Below are 21,209 nucleotides of genomic sequence, written 5' to 3'. Positions count from 1 at the left end.
GACGTTGAAACTGCTTTTTTGATTAAAGGCTAACCCGAACCACCTGACCATAATCGAGCTGGTAGCTAAACGCATCCTTGAGCTCGGTGTTATGCGCGATACTCATAAACGCTCTGATCACGCCGCTGTGGGTGACGATAACTGCGCGCTTAAGGCCGGTCGCAAGCAGCTCGGTTTTAAAGGCTTCCACTCGTTGATATAGGTCGACAAAGGACTCGCCGCCCGGGCAGCGTACATTCACATAATCGTTGCCCCAGTCGCGGTATTCGTGTTCCGGAATATCATTCCATCGCCTTAGCTCCCAATCGCCGAAGTTCAGCTCTTTCAGCCGCTCATCGAATGCGATAAAGCCAGTTGTTAACTGTTGCGCCAACTGCTTACAACGCCGCAAGGGGCTGGCGTAGATAGCGTCAATTTGGCTAAGCTCGGGCGTGTTGCGAGCAATCGCTTGAACCTCGTCGGTAAAGGAGTCCGCCACATCCAGATCGCTCTGCCCATAGCAGACGCCCTTCTCCACCTTCGGGGTGGTATGCCTGACTAGATAAACTTCCATAGCGCGATCACACTCAAGTAAAACACCACTTCAGAAACCTGCTGCACCGCACCGGCACAGTCGCCGGTATAGCCGCCAATCCATTTGCTAAAAAAGCGGAACAGCGAGGCTTCCGTAAGTAGTAAGGGGATCAAGGCAAGCATTACGTAGGGCGAGTCGAACAGCAAGAATGCGCTCAGGCCCATTAGCGCATTAGCCAGCAGTGAGGAGAGCGGTAGCTTGTCGGCGGCACTCCCCGCCTTGGCTTGATTTTTCTCCTGTACATAGCGGCCACGGGCCAACATCCTGGCGGCGGTAAAGCGGCTAAGCGCATGTCCGGCGATAATCATCGCCGGGATCTCTGCCGCGGCGAACTCTTTGAGGCTAACGAACTTCAGCAGGGTAATCAGGATAAGACCCAGCACACCAAAGGTGCCCAGCGTAGAGTCTTTCATGATGACCATGATCCTCTCCTTGCTCCAACCGCCGCCAAAGCCGTCGCACACATCGGCCAGACCATCTTCGTGAAAACCGCCGGTCACTCGCGCACCAACGATAAAGCTCAGCACCAAGGCGATATCGCTGCTAAACAGCAGATTGCTCACATAAAAGGTTAAGGCGGCGATAGCCCCAACTATCCAGCCAATCAGGGTAAAGTAGCGCGCACTTTGATGGTTGTAAGCCGGGTCGAACTGCGCCCCCGGCGGGCAAGGGATGCGCGTGTAGAACATCAGCGCCGCGCAGAAGATATTGAACTCTCTATACATCGACGCTGCTACTCATCGGGCTGGCTAACAGCGGCTGAGTCGAAGCTGGCCATTTGATTGATAAAGGCGCAGGCGGACTCAACGATGGGATACGCCACTGCCGCGCCACTGCCCTCACCGAGTCGCATACCGATATCGATAAGCGCCACTTTGCCCATATGTTCGAGCATGGCTTTATGTCCGCTCTCTTCAGACTGATGGGTGCAAATCACGTAATCCAGCACCAAGGGGTTGATGCGCTGCGCTACCAGCAGCGCCGCAGTGGTAATAAAGCCGTCCACCAAGATGGTCGCCTTCATCTCCGCGGCTTTGAGCATGCCGCCACAGATTTGGGCGATCTCAAAGCCGCCAAAGGTGGCCAGCAGCGCAATCGGGTCGTCGCTATCAACATCGCGGTGTAGCTCCTGCACCTTCGCCAGCGTATCGAGCTTTTGCTGATACTGGGCGCCAACTACGCCGGTGCCCTTACCCACACATTGGTCAATCGGCAACTGGCAGGCGGCACTCATCAGCAGCGCTGAGGCAGAGGTATTGCCGATCCCCATCTCTCCAAAGCCGATGCAGTTACAGCCGGTCTGAAGCGTCGCTTCGGTAATCTGGGCGCCTTTATCGATGGCAGCCTCACATTGCGAGCGGCTCATGGCAGCCTGCTCAAGATAGTTATGGGTACCCAAGGCGATCTTGCCGTCTATCAAGCCATCGACCTGGCCAAAATCATAGTTCACACCGGCATCGACCACCTTGAGTGCAATACCGTGTTGCCTGGCAAACACGTTGATCGCTGCCCCACCCTGCAGAAAGTTCATCACCATCTGAAAGGTGACTTCCTGAGGAAAAGGATTCACCAGCCCATCTTTGGCGATGCCATGGTCAGCGGCGAACACGATAATGGTCGGCTGGTTAAGGTTGGGCGCTAAGGTGTCTTGAATACAGCACAGCTGAAAAGCAATAGATTCGAGCTTACCCAGCGCGCCAAGCGGCTTGGTTTTAAGATCGATCTTGGATTGGATCGCGGTGGCTTGGTCGAGGGAGATCGGCGTGATATTGAATGTCGTCATAATGATTTGGTTTTTAAAAATAGAGCGTTGAAAACAATAGTTAAAAGCAATCGTTAAAAGCAGTATTACTGGGCGCGTGCTAGCGAGTCGATGCCAGCAAGGCCAAGACTCCGATAGCAATAAAAAACAGCCAAGACAGATGCTTACCTTTGGCCCCCACTAAAGAGACCAACGCATGCAGCAAAAAGGTGATGCCAATAATGCCCGCTATAACATGAGCGCTTAGCGCCCCTTGGGCCAAGTGAACCAAGATGGCAGCAAAGCCCCACCACGCGATGGTGGTGACATGCCAGGCAAAACGCAGGGTGTTCTTAGTGAAGGTTTGCCCGCCGTAGAGCTTTGGGAGGTTGTCGCGCCGAAACAGCCGGATCAGTAGGTAGCGTTCGCCCAAGTAAGAGTGGGCAACGCCGATAAACACCAACAGCAGAGCAGCAATATAGTAGAGTATGTGAGTCCTTCCTTAGATTGCAGCGCACAAGCAGGGCCTGAAGTCTCGCCCCCGACGAAATAGTGCTCACTCTATCATTTGGTTTTGTCTATATCCATCAGTGGCTTACACCCGAGCAACCTCAAGATGCAGGATTCAGATTAGTAAGGGGATTCGAAACAGCGGCCGAGTTCGATAAGGGGTTAGATTAGAATATAGGTACAAACCCTGTCGCTGCGTAGCTTTTACTACAGCGACAGGGGGAGATGGCGACTACAGCGCCATTTGAGCTTCTATTTCATTCACCAAGCCTTGCGGCAGATTAAGGCGCGCTGCCAACATCGACAGATAGGCACGCTCGGCGGCGGAGTCGACCTCGATGGCCAACAGCGATGCCGCGTAGATCTCAGCGGCCACCTCTGGGCAGGTGGCGCTGGCAACAATGGCGTCCATATCCACCGGATGCCCCATCTCCTGCACCAGCACGCGTTGGGTGTCGGCATCTAAGCCGAGCGCTTCAATACGTTGGAAGATCGCTTGGCTCTCTTGGGCATCCAGCCGACCGTCGGAACGCGCCGCAGCAATCATGGCGCGGATCAGAGTAAGCCCTAAGGCCTCCTGAGCGGCGATATCATTTGCCGCTGGCATAAAGGCTGAACCTGCGGGTGCCTGAGTAAGCGTGCCGGTATGCCCCGCAGAGCTTGCTGGGGAGTAGGTCGCTTGAGCCGCTTGTTGCGCAGGCTGCGGAGAATAAGTTACATCTGGCTGGGCCTGCCCGCTTGCCGCCGCGCCACTTTTATCGCTGTATTTCTGATAGGCGCTATAGGCAAGTGCGCCAACCGCGGCAACGCCGCCAAGCTTTAAGGCCTGCTTGCCCATTTTTCGGCCAGACTTACTAGTAAGCAGCCCACTGGCTAGCCCTCCTGCCAAACCGCCAGCAAAGCCACCCGCGGCGCCGCTGCCCATTAATCCACCGAGTAGTTTGTTGATATCAGCCATAACATCTTCCTTTTTGTAGTTATTCGAGTACTGAGCGCTTTAATGAATAGTTGTGTTGTACTAAGCGTTGTTTGTAAGCGAGCCTGCTAAAAACACCCACTTTTCTCAAAGATAGGCGATTATGCCGGTGATTTCCGTTGTGAACGCTTTTGTCGACGCTCTAGTAAACGTGCGTATCGCGTTGGCTGATCACCCCACAAAGAGGTATCAGAGACACGCCATATTGATCGAGGAGGAACACTTACACGTAGCTAAACAGGTGAAATCGACCTATCAGGGCGCGTGTTGGCCCAACTAAGCAGGAGCCACCTATGGACAGCAGACTCACCATCAGAGATTTTCTTCGCGTATTTGATCTTGTCAGCTCTAATGGCACCAAGCAGCAGTCTAAATACCAACTAGACGGGCTGAGTGCATGGCACGACTTCGACGGCTACACCTGCTGGCTGGGCTATAAAGATGTCACGGTCACGCTGATGTTCCACGGCTCGCTGAAAATCGAGTATGACAAGCCCTCCAGCTACAATGAGTTGGTTGAACGCTGCCTGGCACTGACCGCCAGTGAACCTATGTCATGAATGTGTTATACCCGAGCAACCTCAAGATGCAGGATTCAGAGGACCTCAATGTCCATAGAGCGAGGCGAAAGTACGAAGGAATGGTGACTCATTTCAAGTGCTTTCAACGAAGAACTATGGACATTGAGCGCCTCCCGAAGGGCGTGTTTACCAGTCTCTCATACTGCGTTACTGCTCCTTGATTTAGACCACTAGATCGGCGGAGCAGTGCCTTGCCTGAGAGACTGGTAAATCTCGCTGAACAAGCATCTTGAGGTTGCTCGGGTATAGAGCGCGCATGTTTCCTGGCCTTTACTGCACTATCGCTTGCTCACCCGGTTACAGCAGGAAGCCCGATGATCGACTTATCCGCACCTGACGAACACCATCGATGGCGTGCTACCAATGACGGAGTGATGGGTGGACTCTCCCAAGGCGAGCTGCTATTTGACGGTCGCTGGAGCGTGTTTTCTGGAGAGTTATCACTTTCCAACAATGGAGGCTTTAGTTCGGTCAACCGCCCCATTGAGAACCTTCCCGCCGCCATTGACCGGGTCGAGCTGGTGTTTATCGGCGATGGGCGTCGCTATCAGCTACGTTTTGCAACGATAAGCGGCGGTGAGTTGGTCCGTTACAAACATGAGTTTGCCACCGTTCCAGGGCAGCGTCACAGCAAACTATTTAAACTCAAAGACTTCCAAGCCACGTTTCGCGGAAGGCTTATTAGCGACGCGCCCTCACTCAAAGCTGAAGCGATAAATCAGGTGGGACTATTGATTGCCGATAAGCAGCCAGGGCCGTTTGCGCTAGAGCTTGTGCAGCTCCAGTTCCTTCCCGCGCCTTAAATGAGCTCTAATCCGCACCCTTAAGTATCTGCTCCATCACCCATGCGGTGTGACTGGCGCTAACGCCGGTGGATGGATGAGGTACGCCGGAGACCAGCTGCGCACGGATGTTTTGCACATGGTAGCGCTGAATGTGCGCCGGGTTATCGATATACAGTTGCTGCTCACCACTCGCGTCAACCACGGTAATTGGCTGTTCGCCAAACACCGAAAAACGGATCTCGCCGCGACGGCCCAAAATCGTCACCTCATCGATCCGGCTGTAGCTGGCAAAATTCCAGCAAGCCGAACCAGTCACCCCGCTCGCATGTTGCCAACAGGCGGCGATGGAATCGAGGGCGCTATACAGCCCCTGTTGGTTTAGGCCAATGCCTTTAGCCCGCTTGATATCACCGAGCAGAAAAGCAAACAGATCCAAGCCATGACTGGCCAGATCGTCAAAGTAACCACCGGGGGCAATCAGCTTGTCGGTTCGCCAGTTATACGCGCCGGATAGGTCCAGCTCGGATGCCGCTTTACTAAACTGCCAGTTGATCTGCCGCGCATCGCCAATCACACCACTCTCCAGCAAGCTTTTGACTTTGACAAAGCGCGGCAAAGAGCGCCGATAGTAGGCCACAAACAGCGGTAGCCCAGCGCTTGCGAACGCATCGCAGATTGCTACGCAGTCTTGATAACTGGGGGCTAAAGGCTTTTCGATACAGCAGATCTTACCGGCTTGCGCCACTTTCAGTGCGTAGAGCTCATGCGAATCAGGTGGAGTGGCGATATACACCGCGTCGATATTGTCATCGTTTATTAGTGCATCAGCGTCGCTGTAGTAGCTCGGCACACCATGGCGCTCAGCGTAGCTTTTTGCCGCTTGCCCATCGCGCCGCATCACTGCGACTAAATCAAACCCATCGGTCTGTTGATAAGCCGGACCGCTCTTTACTTCGGTCACCGCACCACAGCCGATGATTCCCCAACGAATGCGCTGATTGTTACTCACTACTGCTCCTGTAACCCTACAAGCAAATAAACAAGCCTACCCCGCGCAATAAGACCTGGCTAGATCCAAGTGATAAGCGTGTGGCGAAGAGTGCTCGGCAAAGCGCAAGCAGCAGGTACTGCGACGATGAATACGCGCTCAACCTAACGTTGCTAGTAAACAAAAATCACAGGAGATTAATAATGAACATCGTTAATACGCGCTTGCACAATAATAATTGCGTTTAATTGCATAGATTGGTCCGAACACTTTTTACGAAAATTTAATTAACAAAAATCACCATCACCCACTCCTTTCTTTGACAATCAGCATCTTACCGACACCCACACAATAAAAAATCGAAATGCAAACAATGAGCGAGCGATAAAATAAAAATACATTCACCGGTTAACAACACTTATCAACCGGTGAATTAAATTATTGAAGCGGTCGACCCAAAATTATTTGCTAAAAATATATTTACATCAGAAATATCTGGTCTAGGATTTTTTTAGGAATAGCAGCAAGGAAGCGTTTGTTTACATTTCGCAGGAGAAACGTAATGAAGATTATTGCAAGTGTAGTATTAGCGTTAGCCGTTATTGTCCCAGCTACCAGTTCCTACGCCATGGGCAGAAGTGGCGGGATGCCAACCGTTGCCTGTTTCGACAAACAGGGCAATATGATTTCACCTCAAATGAAGATTAATGAATGCCAAGACATTCGCAATCAAAGCTAGTTAATTCAACAGTAACTCTATTAGCCTTCACAAGACTGTGGAGGCTTTTGTTTTATTAGTCCGCACAATCAATACAAAAATCGAAAAATAAATTCGCCAGAAAATAAATAATACCCCGGCAAATAAACTGAAGTCTTTGCAGCAATGTTCCGGATAATAAAAAGCCCGCCTGCATAGCGCAAGCGAGCCTATCAAAAACGACAACTAGTTGATTAACTTAAATCAAATCGATCTGCATTCATTACCTTCGTCCAAGCGCTAACAAAATCTTGCACAAATTTATCCAAGTTATCATCTTGAGCATAAACCTCAGCATAGGCGCGCAGGATGGAGTTGGAACCAAACACTAAATCAACTCGCGTTGCAGTCCACTTCAGCTCGCCGCTGTCCCGATCCACCAGCTGGTACAGGCCATCGGCTGCGGGCTTCCAGCTATAGCGCATATCGGTCAGGTTCACGAAGAAATCGTTACTCAGCACCCCTACCCGGTCGGTAAATACGCCATGTTGACTGCCTCCGTGGTTGGTACCGAGCACCCGCATACCACCGAGCAGAACTGTCATCTCTGGTGCAGTGAGCCCCATAAGCTGGGTGCGATCGAGCAACATCTCTTCGGCGCTCACCGAGTAGCTTTGCTTTAACCAGTTGCGGTAGCCATCATGAAGCGGCTCGAGTACCGCGAATGACTCTGCATCGGTTTGCTCAGGCGTTGCATCGCCGCGCCCCGGTGAAAACGGCACGTCTACCTCAATACCAGCGCCCTTGGCTGCCTGCTCCACGCCCACATTACCCGCTAGCACAATCACATCGGCAATACTGACGCCGTTATCGACGGCAATACGCTCCAGAACCGCTAACACTCGGTTGAGGCGCTCAGGCTCATTCCCCGCCCAGTCGCGCTGTGGGGATAAGCGAATACGCGCACCATTGGCGCCACCGCGCTTATCTGAGCCACGGTAGGTGCGAGCGCTATCCCAGGCGGTAGTGACCATATCGCTGATACTAAGGCCGGATTGGGCAATCTGCGCTTTTAGCACGCTGATATCATAATCTTTCGGGCCTGCGGGCACAGGGTCTTGCCAAATCAGCTCCTCGTTAGGCACGTCAGGGCCGATATAGCGCGCTTTCGGTCCCATATCGCGATGCGTTAGCTTGAACCAGGCTCGGGCAAACACCTCGGAGAAGTAGTCATGATCTTGTTGGAAGCGCTCTGAGATCTTGCGATAAGCGGGATCCATTTTCAGCGCCATATCCGCATCGGTCATCATTGGGTTGTGGCGCTGGGTTCCCTGCTCAACATCTACAGGTTTATCTTGCTCATCAATCGCCACCGGCTCCCACTGCCAGGCGCCAGCGGGGCTTTTCACCAACTGCCACTCATGCTTGAACAGCATGTCAAAATAGCCGGCATCCCACTGTGTAGGATGGGTGGTCCACGCGCCCTCGATGCCGCTGGTCACTGCGTCGTTACCCACACCTCGGGTAGTATGGTTATTCCAACCCAAGCCCTGCTCTTCAATGCCGGCGGCTTCCGGCTCGGCGCCTAGGTTTGCAGCATCGCCATTACCATGGGCTTTGCCTACGGTGTGGCCACCGGCGGTAAGTGCCACGGTCTCTTCGTCATTCATTGCCATACGTGCAAAGGTGACGCGCATATCGTGGGCGGTTTTAAGCGGGTCAGGGTTGCCGTCGACCCCTTCTGGGTTCACGTAGATCAGCCCCATCATCACTGCGGCCAAAGGATTTTGCAGGTCGCGTTCGCCTGAGTAACGGCTACCTTCACTGCCACTTGGCGCTAGCCACTCTTTCTCCGAGCCCCAGTAGGTGTCTTTTTCTGGGTGCCAGATATCCTCGCGACCAAAGGCAAAGCCGAAGGTTTTTAGCCCCATGGACTCATAAGCGAGTGTCCCTGCGTAAGCGATAAGATCGGCCCAACTAAGCTTGTTGCCGTATTTCCTCTTAATCGGCCACAGCAGTCGGCGGGCCTTATCGAGGTTGGCGTTGTCTGGCCACGAGTTGAGCGGCGCAAAACGCAGGTTACCCGAGCCGGCACCGCCACGTCCATCGGCAACGCGGTAGGAACCAGCGGCATGCCAGGTCATGCGGATCATCAGGCCGCCATAGTGGCCCCAATCTGCCGGCCACCAACTCTGGCTATCGGTCATCAAGGCCTTTAGATCAGCTTTTAGCGCCGCCACATCCAACTGCTTGACCTGCTCCTGATAGTTAAAGTCGGCCCCCAAGGGGTTAGTCTTGCTATCGTGCTGGTGCAGGATGTCGAGGTTAAGGGTTTTTGGCCACCATTCGGTGACGGTCTTCTCTGTGCTGGAGAGTGCTCCATGCATGAACGGGCATTTGCTTGCGGACATTTCTGGTAACTCCTGTTTGTGGGGGAGTGACGTAATCCAAGTCACCTGAACAGTATGGTTCCGGATTTTCAATTAGATAAGTTGATTAAAAATATCACTACGATTGAGTAACCCTATCAATTGAAATTAAGCAGTTTATGCTTACATTTTGACCACCTGCCAAATCTACAATAACACCACCAAATCCCACCCATTCAGTGATATGTGTCGAATTTTTGATTGAAACTAGATATTTTGAGATAATAATCGCGTCATGAGTAACCACAAAGCACCTTTCATAGGTGCTTTTTGTTTAGTCGTGATCTCAACAAATTCATCTATCAACAAATTGAGGATTAGTGTCTACTCACACTGACAGATATAGTATCGACAACACCGACTACGTGGTCGGCCAGGACAATATTCAGAAATGGGGTCTGGACATCCACAACCCCGTATTCGGCACCAGTGCCGCGCTGGTATTGTTTTTTGTTGTCACCCTCCTGCTGGTCGATGCCAGCACCGCTAAATCAGCGCTCGACAGCATCAAATGGCAGATCATCGACCATTTTGATGGCCTGATCATGTGGTCCGCCAACCTCTTCTTGCTGTTTTGCATCGCTTTGGTTCTCTCGCCCTACGGCAAGATCCGCATCGGTGGCGACAAGGCCAAGCCCGAATACTCACGCAAATCATGGTTCTCCATGCTTTTTGCCGCGGGTATGGGCATTGGCTTGATCTTCTGGGGTGTCGCTGAGCCTTTGGCCTACTTCACCGGATGGTTTGAAACGCCACTGGGGGTTGAAGCCAATACCCCCGAAGCTGCACGCTTGGCGCTGGGTGCGACCATGTTCCATTGGGGCTTGCACCCATGGGCGGTCTACTCGGTCATGGCCTTATCTTTGGCCTTCTTTGCCTATAACAAAGGCTTGCCGCTTTCGATTCGCTCGGTGTTCTTCCCGATCCTCGGTGACCGCGCCTGGGGCTGGGCTGGTCATATCATCGATATATTGGCCGTGCTGGCGACCTTGTTCGGTGTAGCCACCTCGCTAGGCTTAGGCGCCCAACAGGCATCTGCGGGTATCAGCCATGTATTTGGCCTTGAGGTGGGCATCGGCCTGCAATTGATTGTGGTCGCTTCGGTAACGGCCTTGGCAGTGATTTCGGTGGTACGCGGCATTGATGGCGGCGTAAAGGTGCTGAGTAACATCAACCTGATTGTGGCGTTTTTGCTGGTCGTCGTAGTGGCCCTGACCGCCATTGGCGTAGTGACAGGGTCACTGTTTAATGCGCTGGGCGGCTATGTGGAGAACATCATTGCCCTAGCCGTTCCCCATGGTCGCGAAGACCAAGCCTGGATGCACGGCTGGACTGTGTTCTACTGGGCGTGGTGGATTTCATGGTCACCTTGTGTCGGGATGTTTATCGCACGCGTATCGAAAGGGCGCACCATCCGCGAGTTTATTACCGCCACTTTGTTGATCCCCACCTTGGTGACCTTGCTGTGGATGTCGACCTTCGGCGGCATTGCCATCGATCAGGTGGTCAACGGTATCGGCGAGTTGGGCCGCAATGGCCTGACCGACGTGTCGCTGGCACTGTTCAGCCTGTATGAAGTGATGCCAATGAGCACTTTGCTGTCGCTGGTATCAATACTGCTGATTCTGGTGTTCTTTGTGACCTCTTCAGATTCAGCGTCACTGGTCGTCGACAGCATTACCGCTGGCGGCAAGGTGAGCTTACCGGTGCCACAGCGTATCTTCTGGGCAGCCAGCCAAGGCCTTATCGCCTCGGTACTGTTGTGGGTAGGTGGCACTGAAGCCATTGAGGCCTTGCAAGCAGGCGCTATCTCCACCGCGCTGCCATTCACTGTGATCCTGCTGGTAATGTGTGTCTGCCTGATTATGGGCATGCGCAGCGAAGTCGCAGGGCAATCACGCAGCATCGCGTATTCCTAGCGCAGTAACGTGTTATTAATGGGGCCGCATTCTATGCGGCACCATTTGCCACTCTTCAGTATTCAGCCGCTCTACTTTACTTCCTGCTTCCGCATAGGTTTGCCGCAAATTCAGCAGGTTAACGATGTTGGCGTATAATACTTAGATACTCGTAGACCAGCAGCAGGTGTCAGGATGATACGAGCGTGGTTTTTTGTTGTTTGCCTCTGTACCAGCGATGCCCTTTTCGCTCGGCAATTCACTACCGTAACCGATCAACTGGTTCACCCCTGGTCAATGGCGCTGATTGGCGACCAGCAAGCCTTAGTCACCGAACGTCGTGGCAAGCTATGGCGGGTCGATTTGTCCGGCAACACTCGCCCCGTCGAGATTATCGGCCTGCCAGCCATCTATGCATCGGGCCAAGGTGGCCTGTTTGATGTACTCCCCGCCCACGACTTTGCCAGCAGCAAGCTCCTTTTTCTGAGTTATGCCGCAGGTAGCGCCAGTGCTAACGCGACTATCCTTGCCAGCGCCCGCTTGCAAGGCAACCAGCTTCGCGATGTCACCGTGCTGTTTCAGGTAAGCCCGATGAAATCTGGCGCCTATCACTTTGGTGGGCGACTGGCGCAGCTTGCAGATAACACCCTGCTGCTCACCACCGGTGACGGCTATCACTTGATGCAGCAATCTCAGGAGCTCGATAACCACCTTGGGAAGTTAATCCGCATTCATCCCGACGGCAGCGTGCCCGACGACAACCCCTTCATTAAGCGCTCAGACGCGCTGCCAGAGATCTACAGCTATGGCCACCGTAACCCGCAAGGGCTGACCGTCAGCGCCGATGGCCGCATCTACCTGCACGAGCATGGCCCCAAAGGCGGTGACGAAGTTAATCTGATAGAGCCCGGCCTCAACTACGGCTGGCCGGCTATTACCTATGGCGTGGACTATTCCGGTGCAGAGATCAGCCCCCATCAATCGCTGCCCGGCATGCAGCAACCGCTGTTGCACTGGACCCCGTCCATCGCACCTTCTGGCCTGTGTTATCAGCAACAGCGCCTGTTTGTCGGCGCTTTAAAAGCGCGAAAGTTGCTCGAATTATCGCTCGAAGCGGGTAACATAGTGGCGCAACAGGAAATCGCTCTGCCGATCAACGAACGTATTCGCGATGTGCGCTGCTCCCCTAGCGGCGGACTGTATATTCTAACCGACAGTCCTAGCGGCGCGCTCTATTATCTGAGTCCTGAGGGATAGACAATGTTGAACATGGATCGTAGCACTAACCTGTTTATCGACGTCGAGTCTATGCATTGGCAAGAAAGCCCCCACCCGGGAGTACTGCGCAAGCCATTAGAGCGGGAAGCCGCTGAACATGGTTGGGTCACTAGCGTAGTTAAGTACCTGCCCGGCGCCAGTTTCCACGGTCACGAGCACCCTAAAGGAGAAGAAATATTGGTACTCGACGGCACCTTCTCCGATGAAAATGGCCACTACCCCGCCGGTAGTTATTTACGTAACCCTCCCGGCAGCTCGCATGTTCCATTCAGCGACCATGGCTGCGTGCTGTTCGTCAAACTCAACCAGATGCAAGCCAGCGACAACACGCTTTTGGCACTACCGCTGCTTGAGCAAAGCTGGACGCAACTCAGTGATGGGGTTACCGAGCTGGAGCTATACACCCATAACGACGAACGGGTCAGCCTGGTGTCGGTCGATGCCGGAGCCAGCCTACCCCTTGCCACCCAAGATTTTGGCGAGGAGCTGTTTCTACTGAAGGGAAACATCAAGATTGGAGAGCGCTTTATGCGGGCGTTTAGCTGGATACGCATGGCCAGAGATCAAGTGGCCGGCCACGCCCAGCAAGATTGCCTGCTATGGCGTAAAACCGGCAGTTTAGCGGGTTATTTCAGCGACGCGCCTATCTCTGCCTGAATCAAGGCCTGCTGCCTCTCGCGGGTACTGTGCCACAGCAAGTAGTAACCTGCCAACGCAGAGGCAAACGAACCGCCGAGAATGGCTAATCGCGATTGCGACAAGGTTGCCGCCTCGGCGAAGGCCAGTGAAGAGATAAAAATCGACATGGTAAAGCCAATACCACACAAGCTGGATGTGGCAAACAGCTGAGTGCGGTTGGCGCCTTGTGGCAACTCGGCAATGCCTAGCCTAACCGCCAACATACTAAAGCAGAAGATACCCAATGGCTTACCAAGGAACAGCCCTAGCATAATCCCCAAACTGATCGGGCTGGCCAAGAAGCTCAGGCTCACGCCGCTAAGGTCGACCCCGGCATTGACGAAGGCAAACACCGGCAAGATAAAGAAGTTGGAGAAGGGATAGAGGTATTGCTTCATATGTGCCAGCGGCGAGTCTCCTTCCCGGCCGTTCATCGGCATAAAGAAGCCCACCACCACTCCGGCGAGCGTGGCGTGCAAGCCGGATTTGAGTACCGCTGTCCACAGCAGCAAGCCAAAGAACATGTATGGAGTCAGACCACTGTAGCGACGACGGTTTAGGATAAACAACGCGCCCATGGCGACTACCGACCAACCTAATGCAGCCATGGAGATCTTGCCGCTATAAAACAGGGCAATGATTAAGATTGCCCCTAAATCATCGCTAATGGCCAGTGCCAACAAAAACACTTTTAAACTGGTAGGCACCCGCTTACCCAGCAGCATCATAATCCCCAAGGCAAAGGCGATATCGGTGGCCGCGGGTACCGCCCAACCGTTTAGGAACTCGGGGCTATTGAGGGTAAACAGCACATAGATAGTCGCGGGTACCACCATCCCTCCCACTGCGGCAATGATCGGGAGCATTGCGCCTTGCAGCGACGACAAGCTGCCATGGCAGATCTCTTCTTTTACCTCCAGCCCGATAACCAAGAAGAAGATGGCCATCAGGCCGTCATTAACCCACAGCAGCAGCGGCTTGTGGATATCAAACTCAGCAATACGAAACTGTATGGGAAGGTCGAGCAAGTCAAAGTAAAAAGGGCCGAGGATAAGGTCGTTGGCTAAGAACATGGCCATTGCGGCAGATAACATCAACAGCATTCCGCTAGCGGCGTCTTTTTTCAGTAGACGCTCGATATAGCCTGGCATAATTCCCTCTACTCATGCGTAAGTGCTTTCAAGTCAGTAAGTTATCACTAAGACCTAAGTAAAATTGTGAACTTGATCGCCTTCAAAAATTTCAGCCTTTAAATGTGACTTTTTGATGTTTAGGACAACGTGATGTCTATTTTTTGTCCGTTGATGTACTTGTTAGGTTATATCGTTGTTAAACCTATCAAAAAAGAAAGGAAGCATGTGAAATTACTTAGCGAATGGCTGTTTCGCAGCAAACTCGGCGATTCTGGCGTCTATTTGACTTTAATTTTCTGCATTTTCGTTAAAAGGCCATTTTCTGCTAAATTGACCGCCGGTTCCGTGTCATTACTCTAGCACTGTGCAAAACGTGGCCAAGCTAACAGAGCATAGTGAGGCGCAAGCCCTAGACAAAACTCACTTCTAACCCGAGTAATTGCTCAATCCGACCCACGGCAGCAGATTTTTTCTTTACCTTTCCATGAGTCTTTGCTTTGTTTAATGGGTAGCTAAACAACGTCACTAAAAGATTTAACCGTTAACTTTTAACGAGTTGCGCGCCCTATCCTTGAATATCTATCGCGGGGCCGCGCCAACAACGCCGAGGGAATGGATGCCGCCCGCCGTAGATAACAGCTGTTACGTACAGTTCAAAAATGTAAAGAAAAGCTACGACCAACGCACCTTGGTAGTGGTCGACTTTACCCTCGATATCGCTAAAGGCGAGTTTGTGACCCTGCTTGGCCCTTCTGGCTCGGGCAAGACCACCTGTTTGATGATGCTGGCGGGCTTTGAAGATGTTAGCAGTGGCGAGATCTTGGTGGAAGGCCAGCCTATTACCCATGTGGCGCCCTACCACCGCAATATCGGCATGGTGTTCCAACACTATGCACTGTTCCCCCATATGACGGTGGAAGAAAACCTCGCCTATCCGCTCAAAGTGAGAAAACTCCCCGATACCGAAGTCAAACGCCGGGTGGCCAATTCACTGGATTTGGTGGAGCTGAGTAACTTTGGCAAACGCTATCCGGGGCATTTATCGGGTGGCCAACGGCAGCGGGTGGCGCTGGCACGCTCACTGATTTTTGAGCCATCGATTGTGTTGATGGATGAGCCACTCGGTGCCCTCGACAAAAACCTGCGCGAACAGATGCAATTTGAGATCAAGCGCTTACACGAACAGCTCGGCTTTACGGCCATCTATGTTACCCACGATCAAACCGAAGCGCTGACCATGTCAGACCGGATTGCCGTATTCGATCAAGGTGTCGTGCAGCAATGCGCCAGTCCCGACCAACTGTATGAGCGCCCCAGCAACGCCTTTGTGGCCGACTTTATCGGCGAGAACAATCACCTGGCAGGCACCGTTTTGCAGCGCAACAACGACTATACCGAGCTGCAGCTAAGCGATGGCAGTCGGATCAAAGCCCTTACCGGCGATTGCCCAGAAGCAGGAGCAGCCTGTGTGCTGGCGGTTCGGCCAGAGAACCTGTTTATCGCCAGCGATAAGGTCGCCTTGGATAACCGCATCAATGCCACCTTTATTACCCAGCTCTACGTAGGCGACTTTATTCGCTACTTCTTCCAGCTGGAAGACAAGTCAGAAATCATGATTAAGCAGCTCAACGACCATCAGGCACCTAAGCTCAGCGCTGGTGCTGTTACCAGTCTAACGTGGTCCGTCAACGACGGGTTAGCACTTAACTTAAGTACAACCTAAACCAACAAGGGATAGCTCCCAGAGGAAGGAACAATGAAGACACGCGTCAGCTCCACCTTGCTCGTTGCCAGTTTGTTCAGTGCAACCACGCTGTTTAGTGCAGCGACCCACGCCGACTCACTCACTGCGGTTTCGTTTGGCGGTGCCTATGGTGCCACCCAGCAAAAGCACATGCTGGACCCGTTTATGGAAGCCACCGGCCACGAGATCCTGTTTGAGAACTACTCCGGCGGTATCGCTGAACTCAAAGCGCAAGTAGAGAGCGGTAACATCCTGTGGGACGTTATCGATGTGGAGGTAATCGACCTGGAGCGCGCCTGCTCGGAGGGGCTATTAGAGCCCTTCCCCATGGACACCCTGCCCCCGGGTGACGATGGCACGCCCGCCATGGAAGACTTTTCTGAAGAAGCGCTGGCCAATGAGTGTGGCGTCGGCAACATCGTCTGGACGGTGCTGTTTGCCTACAACAATGACACCATCGGCAGCGGCAAGCCGATGACCGTGGCCGATCTGTTCGACACCGAGATGTTCCCCGGCAAGCGCGCGCTGCGTAAGCGCCCTCAGGTGAACATGGAGTGGGCCCTGCTGGCCGATGGCGTGGCCAAAGATGAGGTGTATGCGCTGCTGGAAACCGATGAAGGCCAACAGCGGGCGCTGGATAAGCTGGCATCGATTAAAGATGACATTATCTGGTTCGACAGCTGGTCACAGGCGCCACAACTGCTCAATGACGGCGGCGCAGTGATGGTGCAATCGGCCAATGGCCGGATCTTCGATGCCATTCAAAGCGAAGGCAAACCCTTTGAGATGGTCTGGGACGGCCACCTCTACGATCTTGACGTATGGGCGGTGGTAAAAGGCACCAAGAAGAAAGCCTTGGCGGAAGAGTTTATCCGCTTTGCCACCGGCTCCAAACCGCTGAGTGGCATGCCAGACATCGCCTACGGCCCGACTCGCCAGTCGTCTTATGCCTACGTTGACCCAGAGATTATTCCTAAGCTGCCCTCGTCTCACCTCGATGAAGGTCTGAAAGCCTCCGGCGTATTCTGGGCCGACTATGGCGAGTCACTGGGTGAGAAGTTCAACGAGTGGCTGCTCGAGTAAGCAGCAGTCAAAGCCAAAGCTATATCTATATAGGTAAGTGACAATGCCAGCCCACTTAAGCATCAAGGAAATTGCCGACAGCCAAGCCCAGCTTCGCCGTAAGAAGCTGGTGCTGTTTGCCTTTACCTTGCCACTGCTGCTGTTTGTGATGCTGGCCTTTGTCGCGCCCATCGCGACGATGCTGTATCGCAGCGTCTACCACCCAACGGTGGCGCAACTCATCCCGCAAACGCTAAAACAAATGCAAGGCTGGGAGACACAACCGGATACGCTTCCCGACAGCGACAGCCTGGTCACCTTTGCCTTAGAGCTAAAAAGCCTGGCGGGCGAGCGGCGCTCAGGCAAGCTTGCGGAAGAGATCAACCGGGTGTTTCCCGGTGCATCCAGCCTGATTAAATCCACCGCACGCAAGCTTAAACACCTTGATGAGCAAGAGATTATTGCCAGCCAGGGCACTATCCTGCTCGATAGCCACAAGAAATGGCACAACCCTGCGCTGTGGCACGCCATCGCCTCGGCCGGTGAAGTGTGGACTTCACGCTACTACCTCACCGCATTAGACCTGCAGCTCAGCCCCGAGGGCGCTATAGAGAGCCGCGACACCCGCATCTACCTCAAGCTCTATTGGAAGAGTTTGCGCATTGCGCTGCTGATCACCTTACTAACCGCCGTGCTGGCCTTTCCGCTGAGCTACTTCCTGGCCAATGCCTCGTCGGCCAAGGCGAATACCTTGCTGGTGTTTGTGCTGTTGCCGTTTTGGACCTCGCTGCTGGTGCGCACCACATCATGGATTGCCCTGCTGCAAACCAATGGCGTGGTCAACTCCACCTTAAAAGTGCTGGGGATTATCGATCAGCCACTGGAACTGCTCTACACCGAGTTCGCCACTGTTATCTCGATGACCCATATCCTGCTGCCGTTTATGGTGTTGCCGCTGTATAGCGTGATGAAGAATATCGACCCTTCGTATTTTAGGGCGGCGCTGTCGCTGGGCGCTAAACCGCTACCGGCCTTTGCCAAGATCTACTTCCCAATGACCCTGCCGGGCCTTAGTGCCGGTGCGTTATTGGTATTTATTATCTCGATTGGCTACTACATCACTCCGGCACTGGTGGGCGGCACCGACGGGCAGATGATCTCCAACATCATCGCCTTCCATATGCAGTCTTCCAATAACTGGGAGCTGGCCGCGGCGTTGGGTAGTCTGCTGCTGGTGCTGATTCTGGCGCTGTATTGGCTGTACGACCGGATGGTCGGCGTAAACAACATCAAGCTGGGGTGACGATGGCCTTTCCTTCCTATTACAGCCCACTGCAAAAACTTGGATCGCTGATGCTGTCGGCCAGCGCCTATCTGGTGCTCGCCTTTTTGATTCTGCCGATATTGGTGGTGATCCCACTATCGTTTAACGCCGAGCCCTTCTTTAGCTTTACTCCGGGCATGTTAGCGCTGGAGCCCGACGCCTACTCGCTCAAGTGGTATCAAGAGATCATCGAAGACGACAAGTGGCTGCTGGCAATCAAGAACAGCTTTATTATTGGTTTCTTCGCCACCTTGATTGCCACCACCTTGGGCACCTTGGCCGCGATTGGCCTGAGTAACCCCAACATGCCTGCGCAGCGCTGGATTATGGCGGTACTGCTGTCGCCGATGATCGTACCGCTGATCATCACCGCTGCGGGCATGTTCTTTTTCTATACCCAGTTCAATCTGGCGGGCAGTTATTTGGGGGTGATCATCGCCCACGCCGCCTTGGGCACACCGTTTGTAATCATCACCGTTAATGCCGCGCTGGCAGGGTTTGACTACTCGCTGGTACACGCCTCGCTGGGGCTTGGTGCCAAACCCGGCTATACCTTCTTTAAGGTGATTATGCCGCTGATCCGCCCCGGGGTGATCTCCGGTGCCTTATTCGCCTTTGTCACCTCCTTCGATGAAGTGGTGGTAGTGCTGTTCTTAGCCGGACCTGAGCAGCGCACCATTCCTCGGCAGATGTTCTCGGGGCTGCGCGAGCAGATCAATCCCACTATTTTGGCAGTGGCTACCTTGCTGGTTATCGTCTCTGCCCTGTTGTTGCTCACGCTCGAATACCTACGCGCCCGCTCCGAGCGTATACGCCTTGGGACTCAATAGCCCTTCATCATAGAAGCAGTAGCTGGCAGATCCGTCTATCTCGGCTACGCTTAGTCCTCTTGACGTACACGGAGTAACACATGAAATACCTCAGCATTGCCCTTTTCACCGCATTCAGCCTTAACGCCTACGCAGGCGGCCTCTCGTCCTTGCTCGATTCTGCGGAAGAGACCCTTTCCCAATCGTCCGAACAGTCAGCGCCCAGCAGCTTGATATCGACCCTCACCGAGCAACTGGGCATCAGTTCCAGCCAAGCCAGTGGCGGCACGGCAGCGCTGGCCTCTTTGGCAACAAGCCGGCTAAGCGGTGAAAACGGCGATCTACTTGGCCAGCTGTTAGGCGGTGGCGATGCCAGTAGCAGCCTGCTAGGCAGCATTACCGATATGCCCGGTGTAGAGCAGGCCTTTTCGGCTTTAGGCCTGGATGCGGGCATGGTGCAGCAGTTTGTGCCGCTGATTATGGATTATTTAGGCAACAACGGTGGCGAGAGCTTGATCGGTCCGCTGGGTGCTATCTGGGGCGATTAACGCTCGCCCGTAGCGACTAACTATTTAGTTTACTACCCGCCCCGCTGGTTTTTACTACGCTATTTGCTATCCAGTGGGGCAGCAACATTTTGTCTCCTCACGTAACGTATATCACACCAACATCACACCCATATCACCCACAATAACCGCGTGATGTAAATCACACTTTTACTTTTAGAATTACCCTCTAATCGCGTATATTGCTTCATCCACAACTGTTTGAGCGATGGTAGTTGCTAACTCGTTTCGATCGCATGGAAGCTCCACAATCTCAATAGGATAAGTAAGAGAGTTGCATCCCTAGCTCAGTGCTTTCGCACGGAGATAAAACATGCGATTACTACAACCCGCAAAGATCGGCCTGCTTTCGAGCGCGCTCTTGCTAGCTGCCTGCGGTAGCGACAATGCTACCGAACAGCAGGTGCCGCCAACTCTTGTTCGCACACAAACCGCCGAGGTAATTGAGCACTTCCCGTCGACCAACTTCATTGGCCGTATCGAGTCCTATGACGATGTGACGATTCACGCTCAAGTGAGCGGTTATCTGATTTCGCGCCACTTCGAAGACGGACAACTGGTCAGCAAAGGCGATGTACTCTACGAAATCGACCCGATCCGCTACCAAGCTGCAGTTGCTCAAGCCCGCGCAGCCATCTCCCAAGCCAAAGCCAACCTGGTGAACGCCGAGCTTAACTGGGAACGTGGCAAGTCACTGCTGGTGACCAAAGCGATCAGCCAAGCCAACTTCGATGGTATGACCGCAGACAAAGCCTCTGCAGAAGCCCAGGTAGAAGCGGCTAAGGCGCAACTACGCGCCGCCGAAGTTGACCTTAAGAACGCCACCATCCGCGCGCCCTTCGATGGCCGGATAGGTCGCAGTCAAGTTGTTCCCGGCGATTTGATCAGCCCGAATGCCGCCCTAACGACCCTGGTTAGCATGGACCCAATCCGCGCTAGCTTTAACATGTCGGAGCGTGAGCGCCTGCGCTTGAAGATGGACAGCTCTGTCAACGCCAGCGCTAGCAATGAAATTGCCCTATTCCTAAGTGATGCCCAGACCTACTCAGAGATGGGTGAAGTTGACTTTGTCGGCAACCGTATCGATGTGCAAACCGGTACCCTCGCTATGAGTGCCCGCTTTGCCAACCCTGATTACCGTCTGCTGCCGGGCCAATACGTTGAGTTGCAACTTACCGCCCTGGAAGCACAAAGCGCCGTAACCATCCCGCGCCGCGCGGTACAAAGCGACCTGGAAGGCGAGTTCGTGCTGAGTGTCAACGACGAGCAAACTGTGGTGCGCCACAACATCGCCCTTGGCCCCGTCACTGAACAAGGCGCCACTATTCTTAGCGGCCTTGAAGGTGGCGAAGCCATCATCGTTTCCGGCCTACAGCGTGCACGCCCGGGCGCCAACGTCACCATTACTGAGCATATCGAGCAGCAGTAGGAGCGCA

The 21,209-nt window shown here is 53.6% G+C and carries 20 protein-coding genes; 12 read left to right on the top strand and 8 right to left on the bottom strand.

Annotated features, from left to right (window positions below):
* Positions 1-22: 22 nt before the first annotated feature.
* The 5 genes from cobC to G461_RS0107385 form a co-directional block, all read right to left on the bottom strand.
* On the bottom strand, positions 23-553 hold the full coding sequence (cobC, locus tag G461_RS0107405) for an alpha-ribazole phosphatase (protein ID WP_026971367.1): 531 nt from the start codon (positions 551-553) through the stop codon (positions 23-25).
* Complete coding sequence (gene cobS, locus G461_RS0107400) at positions 538-1,299, bottom strand: adenosylcobinamide-GDP ribazoletransferase (RefSeq protein ID WP_026971366.1); 762 nt, start codon at positions 1,297-1,299, stop codon at positions 538-540. Before cobS ends, cobC begins: the two co-directional genes overlap by 16 nt.
* A gap of 8 nt (positions 1,300-1,307) precedes the next feature.
* The gene (gene cobT, locus G461_RS0107395) at positions 1,308-2,357 is read right to left on the bottom strand and encodes a nicotinate-nucleotide--dimethylbenzimidazole phosphoribosyltransferase (RefSeq protein WP_026971365.1); all 1,050 of its coding nucleotides are present in this window, start codon (positions 2,355-2,357) and stop codon (positions 1,308-1,310) included.
* 79 nt (positions 2,358-2,436) lie between these two features.
* Positions 2,437-2,775 carry a hypothetical protein gene (locus tag G461_RS0107390; RefSeq protein ID WP_245587163.1) on the bottom strand — a complete coding sequence of 113 codons (339 nt, stop codon included), beginning with the start codon at positions 2,773-2,775 and terminating at the stop codon, positions 2,437-2,439.
* Positions 2,776-3,057: 282 nt separating this feature from the next.
* On the bottom strand, positions 3,058-3,783 hold the full coding sequence (locus G461_RS0107385) for a tellurite resistance TerB family protein (protein WP_026971363.1): 726 nt from the start codon (positions 3,781-3,783) through the stop codon (positions 3,058-3,060).
* Between the two features lie 311 nt (positions 3,784-4,094).
* Between G461_RS0107385 and G461_RS0107375 the strand changes: the two genes are divergently transcribed.
* Both G461_RS0107375 and G461_RS0107370 read left to right on the top strand, forming a co-directional pair.
* The gene (locus G461_RS0107375; RefSeq protein ID WP_026971362.1) at positions 4,095-4,361 is read left to right on the top strand and encodes a DUF3081 domain-containing protein; all 267 of its coding nucleotides are present in this window, start codon (positions 4,095-4,097) and stop codon (positions 4,359-4,361) included.
* 335 nt (positions 4,362-4,696) lie between these two features.
* A complete protein-coding gene (locus G461_RS0107370; protein ID WP_026971361.1) occupies positions 4,697-5,185 on the top strand; it encodes a CIA30 family protein in 489 nt (162 codons plus the stop codon).
* Positions 5,186-5,192: 7 nt separating this feature from the next.
* Here G461_RS0107370 and G461_RS0107365 read toward each other — a convergent pair whose 3' ends face one another.
* Positions 5,193-6,176, bottom strand: coding sequence for a Gfo/Idh/MocA family protein (locus G461_RS0107365; RefSeq protein ID WP_026971360.1), 984 nt, complete (start codon positions 6,174-6,176; stop codon positions 5,193-5,195).
* Between the two features lie 541 nt (positions 6,177-6,717).
* Here G461_RS0107365 and G461_RS26060 point away from each other — a divergent pair.
* Positions 6,718-6,894 carry a hypothetical protein gene (locus G461_RS26060; protein ID WP_157360256.1) on the top strand — a complete coding sequence of 59 codons (177 nt, stop codon included), beginning with the start codon at positions 6,718-6,720 and terminating at the stop codon, positions 6,892-6,894.
* A gap of 212 nt (positions 6,895-7,106) precedes the next feature.
* Here G461_RS26060 and katG read toward each other — a convergent pair whose 3' ends face one another.
* A complete protein-coding gene (katG, locus tag G461_RS0107355) occupies positions 7,107-9,263 on the bottom strand; it encodes a catalase/peroxidase HPI (protein WP_026971359.1) in 2,157 nt (718 codons plus the stop codon).
* 338 nt (positions 9,264-9,601) lie between these two features.
* On the opposite strand from katG, the gene G461_RS0107350 reads away from it, so the two are divergent.
* The 3 genes from G461_RS0107350 (at position 9,602) to G461_RS0107340 (ending at position 13,114) form a co-directional block, all read left to right on the top strand.
* Positions 9,602-11,200, top strand: coding sequence for a BCCT family transporter (locus tag G461_RS0107350; protein WP_026971358.1), 1,599 nt, complete (start codon positions 9,602-9,604; stop codon positions 11,198-11,200).
* Between the two features lie 174 nt (positions 11,201-11,374).
* Entirely contained in the window at positions 11,375-12,436 is a 1,062-nt protein-coding gene (locus tag G461_RS23615) for a PQQ-dependent sugar dehydrogenase (RefSeq protein WP_051333425.1), read from the top strand.
* A 12-nt stretch (positions 12,437-12,448) separates the two neighbouring features.
* On the top strand, positions 12,449-13,114 hold the full coding sequence (locus G461_RS0107340; protein WP_425393806.1) for a cupin domain-containing protein: 666 nt from the start codon (positions 12,449-12,451) through the stop codon (positions 13,112-13,114).
* On the opposite strand, the gene nhaA is transcribed toward G461_RS0107340, so the two are convergent.
* Positions 13,084-14,286, bottom strand: coding sequence for a Na+/H+ antiporter NhaA (nhaA, locus tag G461_RS0107335; RefSeq protein WP_026971356.1), 1,203 nt, complete (start codon positions 14,284-14,286; stop codon positions 13,084-13,086). The two genes, G461_RS0107340 and nhaA, sit on opposite strands and share 31 nt — an antisense overlap.
* A gap of 598 nt (positions 14,287-14,884) precedes the next feature.
* Here nhaA and G461_RS0107330 point away from each other — a divergent pair.
* The 6 genes from G461_RS0107330 (at position 14,885) to G461_RS0107305 (ending at position 21,202) form a co-directional block, all read left to right on the top strand.
* A complete protein-coding gene (locus tag G461_RS0107330; RefSeq protein ID WP_026971355.1) occupies positions 14,885-15,991 on the top strand; it encodes an ABC transporter ATP-binding protein in 1,107 nt (368 codons plus the stop codon).
* Between the two features lie 33 nt (positions 15,992-16,024).
* Positions 16,025-17,095 carry an ABC transporter substrate-binding protein gene (locus tag G461_RS0107325; protein WP_026971354.1) on the top strand — a complete coding sequence of 357 codons (1,071 nt, stop codon included), beginning with the start codon at positions 16,025-16,027 and terminating at the stop codon, positions 17,093-17,095.
* A 43-nt stretch (positions 17,096-17,138) separates the two neighbouring features.
* Positions 17,139-18,377: an ABC transporter permease gene (locus G461_RS0107320; RefSeq protein ID WP_035479695.1), complete on the top strand. Its 1,239-nt coding sequence runs from the start codon at positions 17,139-17,141 to the stop codon at positions 18,375-18,377.
* A 2-nt stretch (positions 18,378-18,379) separates the two neighbouring features.
* Positions 18,380-19,228, top strand: coding sequence for an ABC transporter permease (locus G461_RS0107315; RefSeq protein ID WP_026971352.1), 849 nt, complete (start codon positions 18,380-18,382; stop codon positions 19,226-19,228).
* Positions 19,229-19,308: 80 nt separating this feature from the next.
* Positions 19,309-19,755: a DUF2780 domain-containing protein gene (locus G461_RS23610; RefSeq protein WP_035479692.1), complete on the top strand. Its 447-nt coding sequence runs from the start codon at positions 19,309-19,311 to the stop codon at positions 19,753-19,755.
* A gap of 331 nt (positions 19,756-20,086) precedes the next feature.
* A complete protein-coding gene (locus G461_RS0107305) occupies positions 20,087-21,202 on the top strand; it encodes an efflux RND transporter periplasmic adaptor subunit (RefSeq protein WP_026971350.1) in 1,116 nt (371 codons plus the stop codon).
* The last annotated feature ends 7 nt before the right edge of the window (positions 21,203-21,209 follow it).

The sequence above is a fragment of the Aliagarivorans marinus DSM 23064 genome, from assembly GCF_000429485.1.
Classification (GTDB): Bacteria; Pseudomonadota; Gammaproteobacteria; order Enterobacterales; family Celerinatantimonadaceae; genus Aliagarivorans; species Aliagarivorans marinus.
This window is presented reverse-complemented; position numbering and strand designations above follow the sequence as displayed.

Coding starts and splice junctions, on each gene's coding strand:
- G461_RS23615 (WP_051333425.1), top strand. CDS start 11,375: ATGATACGAGCGTGGTTTTTTGTTGTTTGCCTCTGTACCAGCGATGCC.
- G461_RS0107385 (WP_026971363.1), bottom strand. CDS start 3,783: ATGGCTGATATCAACAAACTACTCGGTGGATTAATGGGCAGCGGCGCC.
- G461_RS0107375 (WP_026971362.1), top strand. CDS start 4,095: ATGGACAGCAGACTCACCATCAGAGATTTTCTTCGCGTATTTGATCTT.
- katG (WP_026971359.1), bottom strand. CDS start 9,263: ATGTCCGCAAGCAAATGCCCGTTCATGCATGGAGCACTCTCCAGCACA.
- G461_RS0107330 (WP_026971355.1), top strand. CDS start 14,885: ATGCCGCCCGCCGTAGATAACAGCTGTTACGTACAGTTCAAAAATGTA.
- G461_RS0107320 (WP_035479695.1), top strand. CDS start 17,139: ATGCCAGCCCACTTAAGCATCAAGGAAATTGCCGACAGCCAAGCCCAG.
- cobC (WP_026971367.1), bottom strand. CDS start 553: ATGGAAGTTTATCTAGTCAGGCATACCACCCCGAAGGTGGAGAAGGGC.
- G461_RS26060 (WP_157360256.1), top strand. CDS start 6,718: ATGAAGATTATTGCAAGTGTAGTATTAGCGTTAGCCGTTATTGTCCCA.
- cobT (WP_026971365.1), bottom strand. CDS start 2,357: ATGACGACATTCAATATCACGCCGATCTCCCTCGACCAAGCCACCGCG.
- nhaA (WP_026971356.1), bottom strand. CDS start 14,286: ATGCCAGGCTATATCGAGCGTCTACTGAAAAAAGACGCCGCTAGCGGA.
- G461_RS0107315 (WP_026971352.1), top strand. CDS start 18,380: ATGGCCTTTCCTTCCTATTACAGCCCACTGCAAAAACTTGGATCGCTG.
- G461_RS0107370 (WP_026971361.1), top strand. CDS start 4,697: ATGATCGACTTATCCGCACCTGACGAACACCATCGATGGCGTGCTACC.
- G461_RS0107325 (WP_026971354.1), top strand. CDS start 16,025: ATGAAGACACGCGTCAGCTCCACCTTGCTCGTTGCCAGTTTGTTCAGT.
- G461_RS0107305 (WP_026971350.1), top strand. CDS start 20,087: ATGCGATTACTACAACCCGCAAAGATCGGCCTGCTTTCGAGCGCGCTC.
- G461_RS0107340 (WP_425393806.1), top strand. CDS start 12,449: ATGGATCGTAGCACTAACCTGTTTATCGACGTCGAGTCTATGCATTGG.
- G461_RS23610 (WP_035479692.1), top strand. CDS start 19,309: ATGAAATACCTCAGCATTGCCCTTTTCACCGCATTCAGCCTTAACGCC.
- cobS (WP_026971366.1), bottom strand. CDS start 1,299: ATGTATAGAGAGTTCAATATCTTCTGCGCGGCGCTGATGTTCTACACG.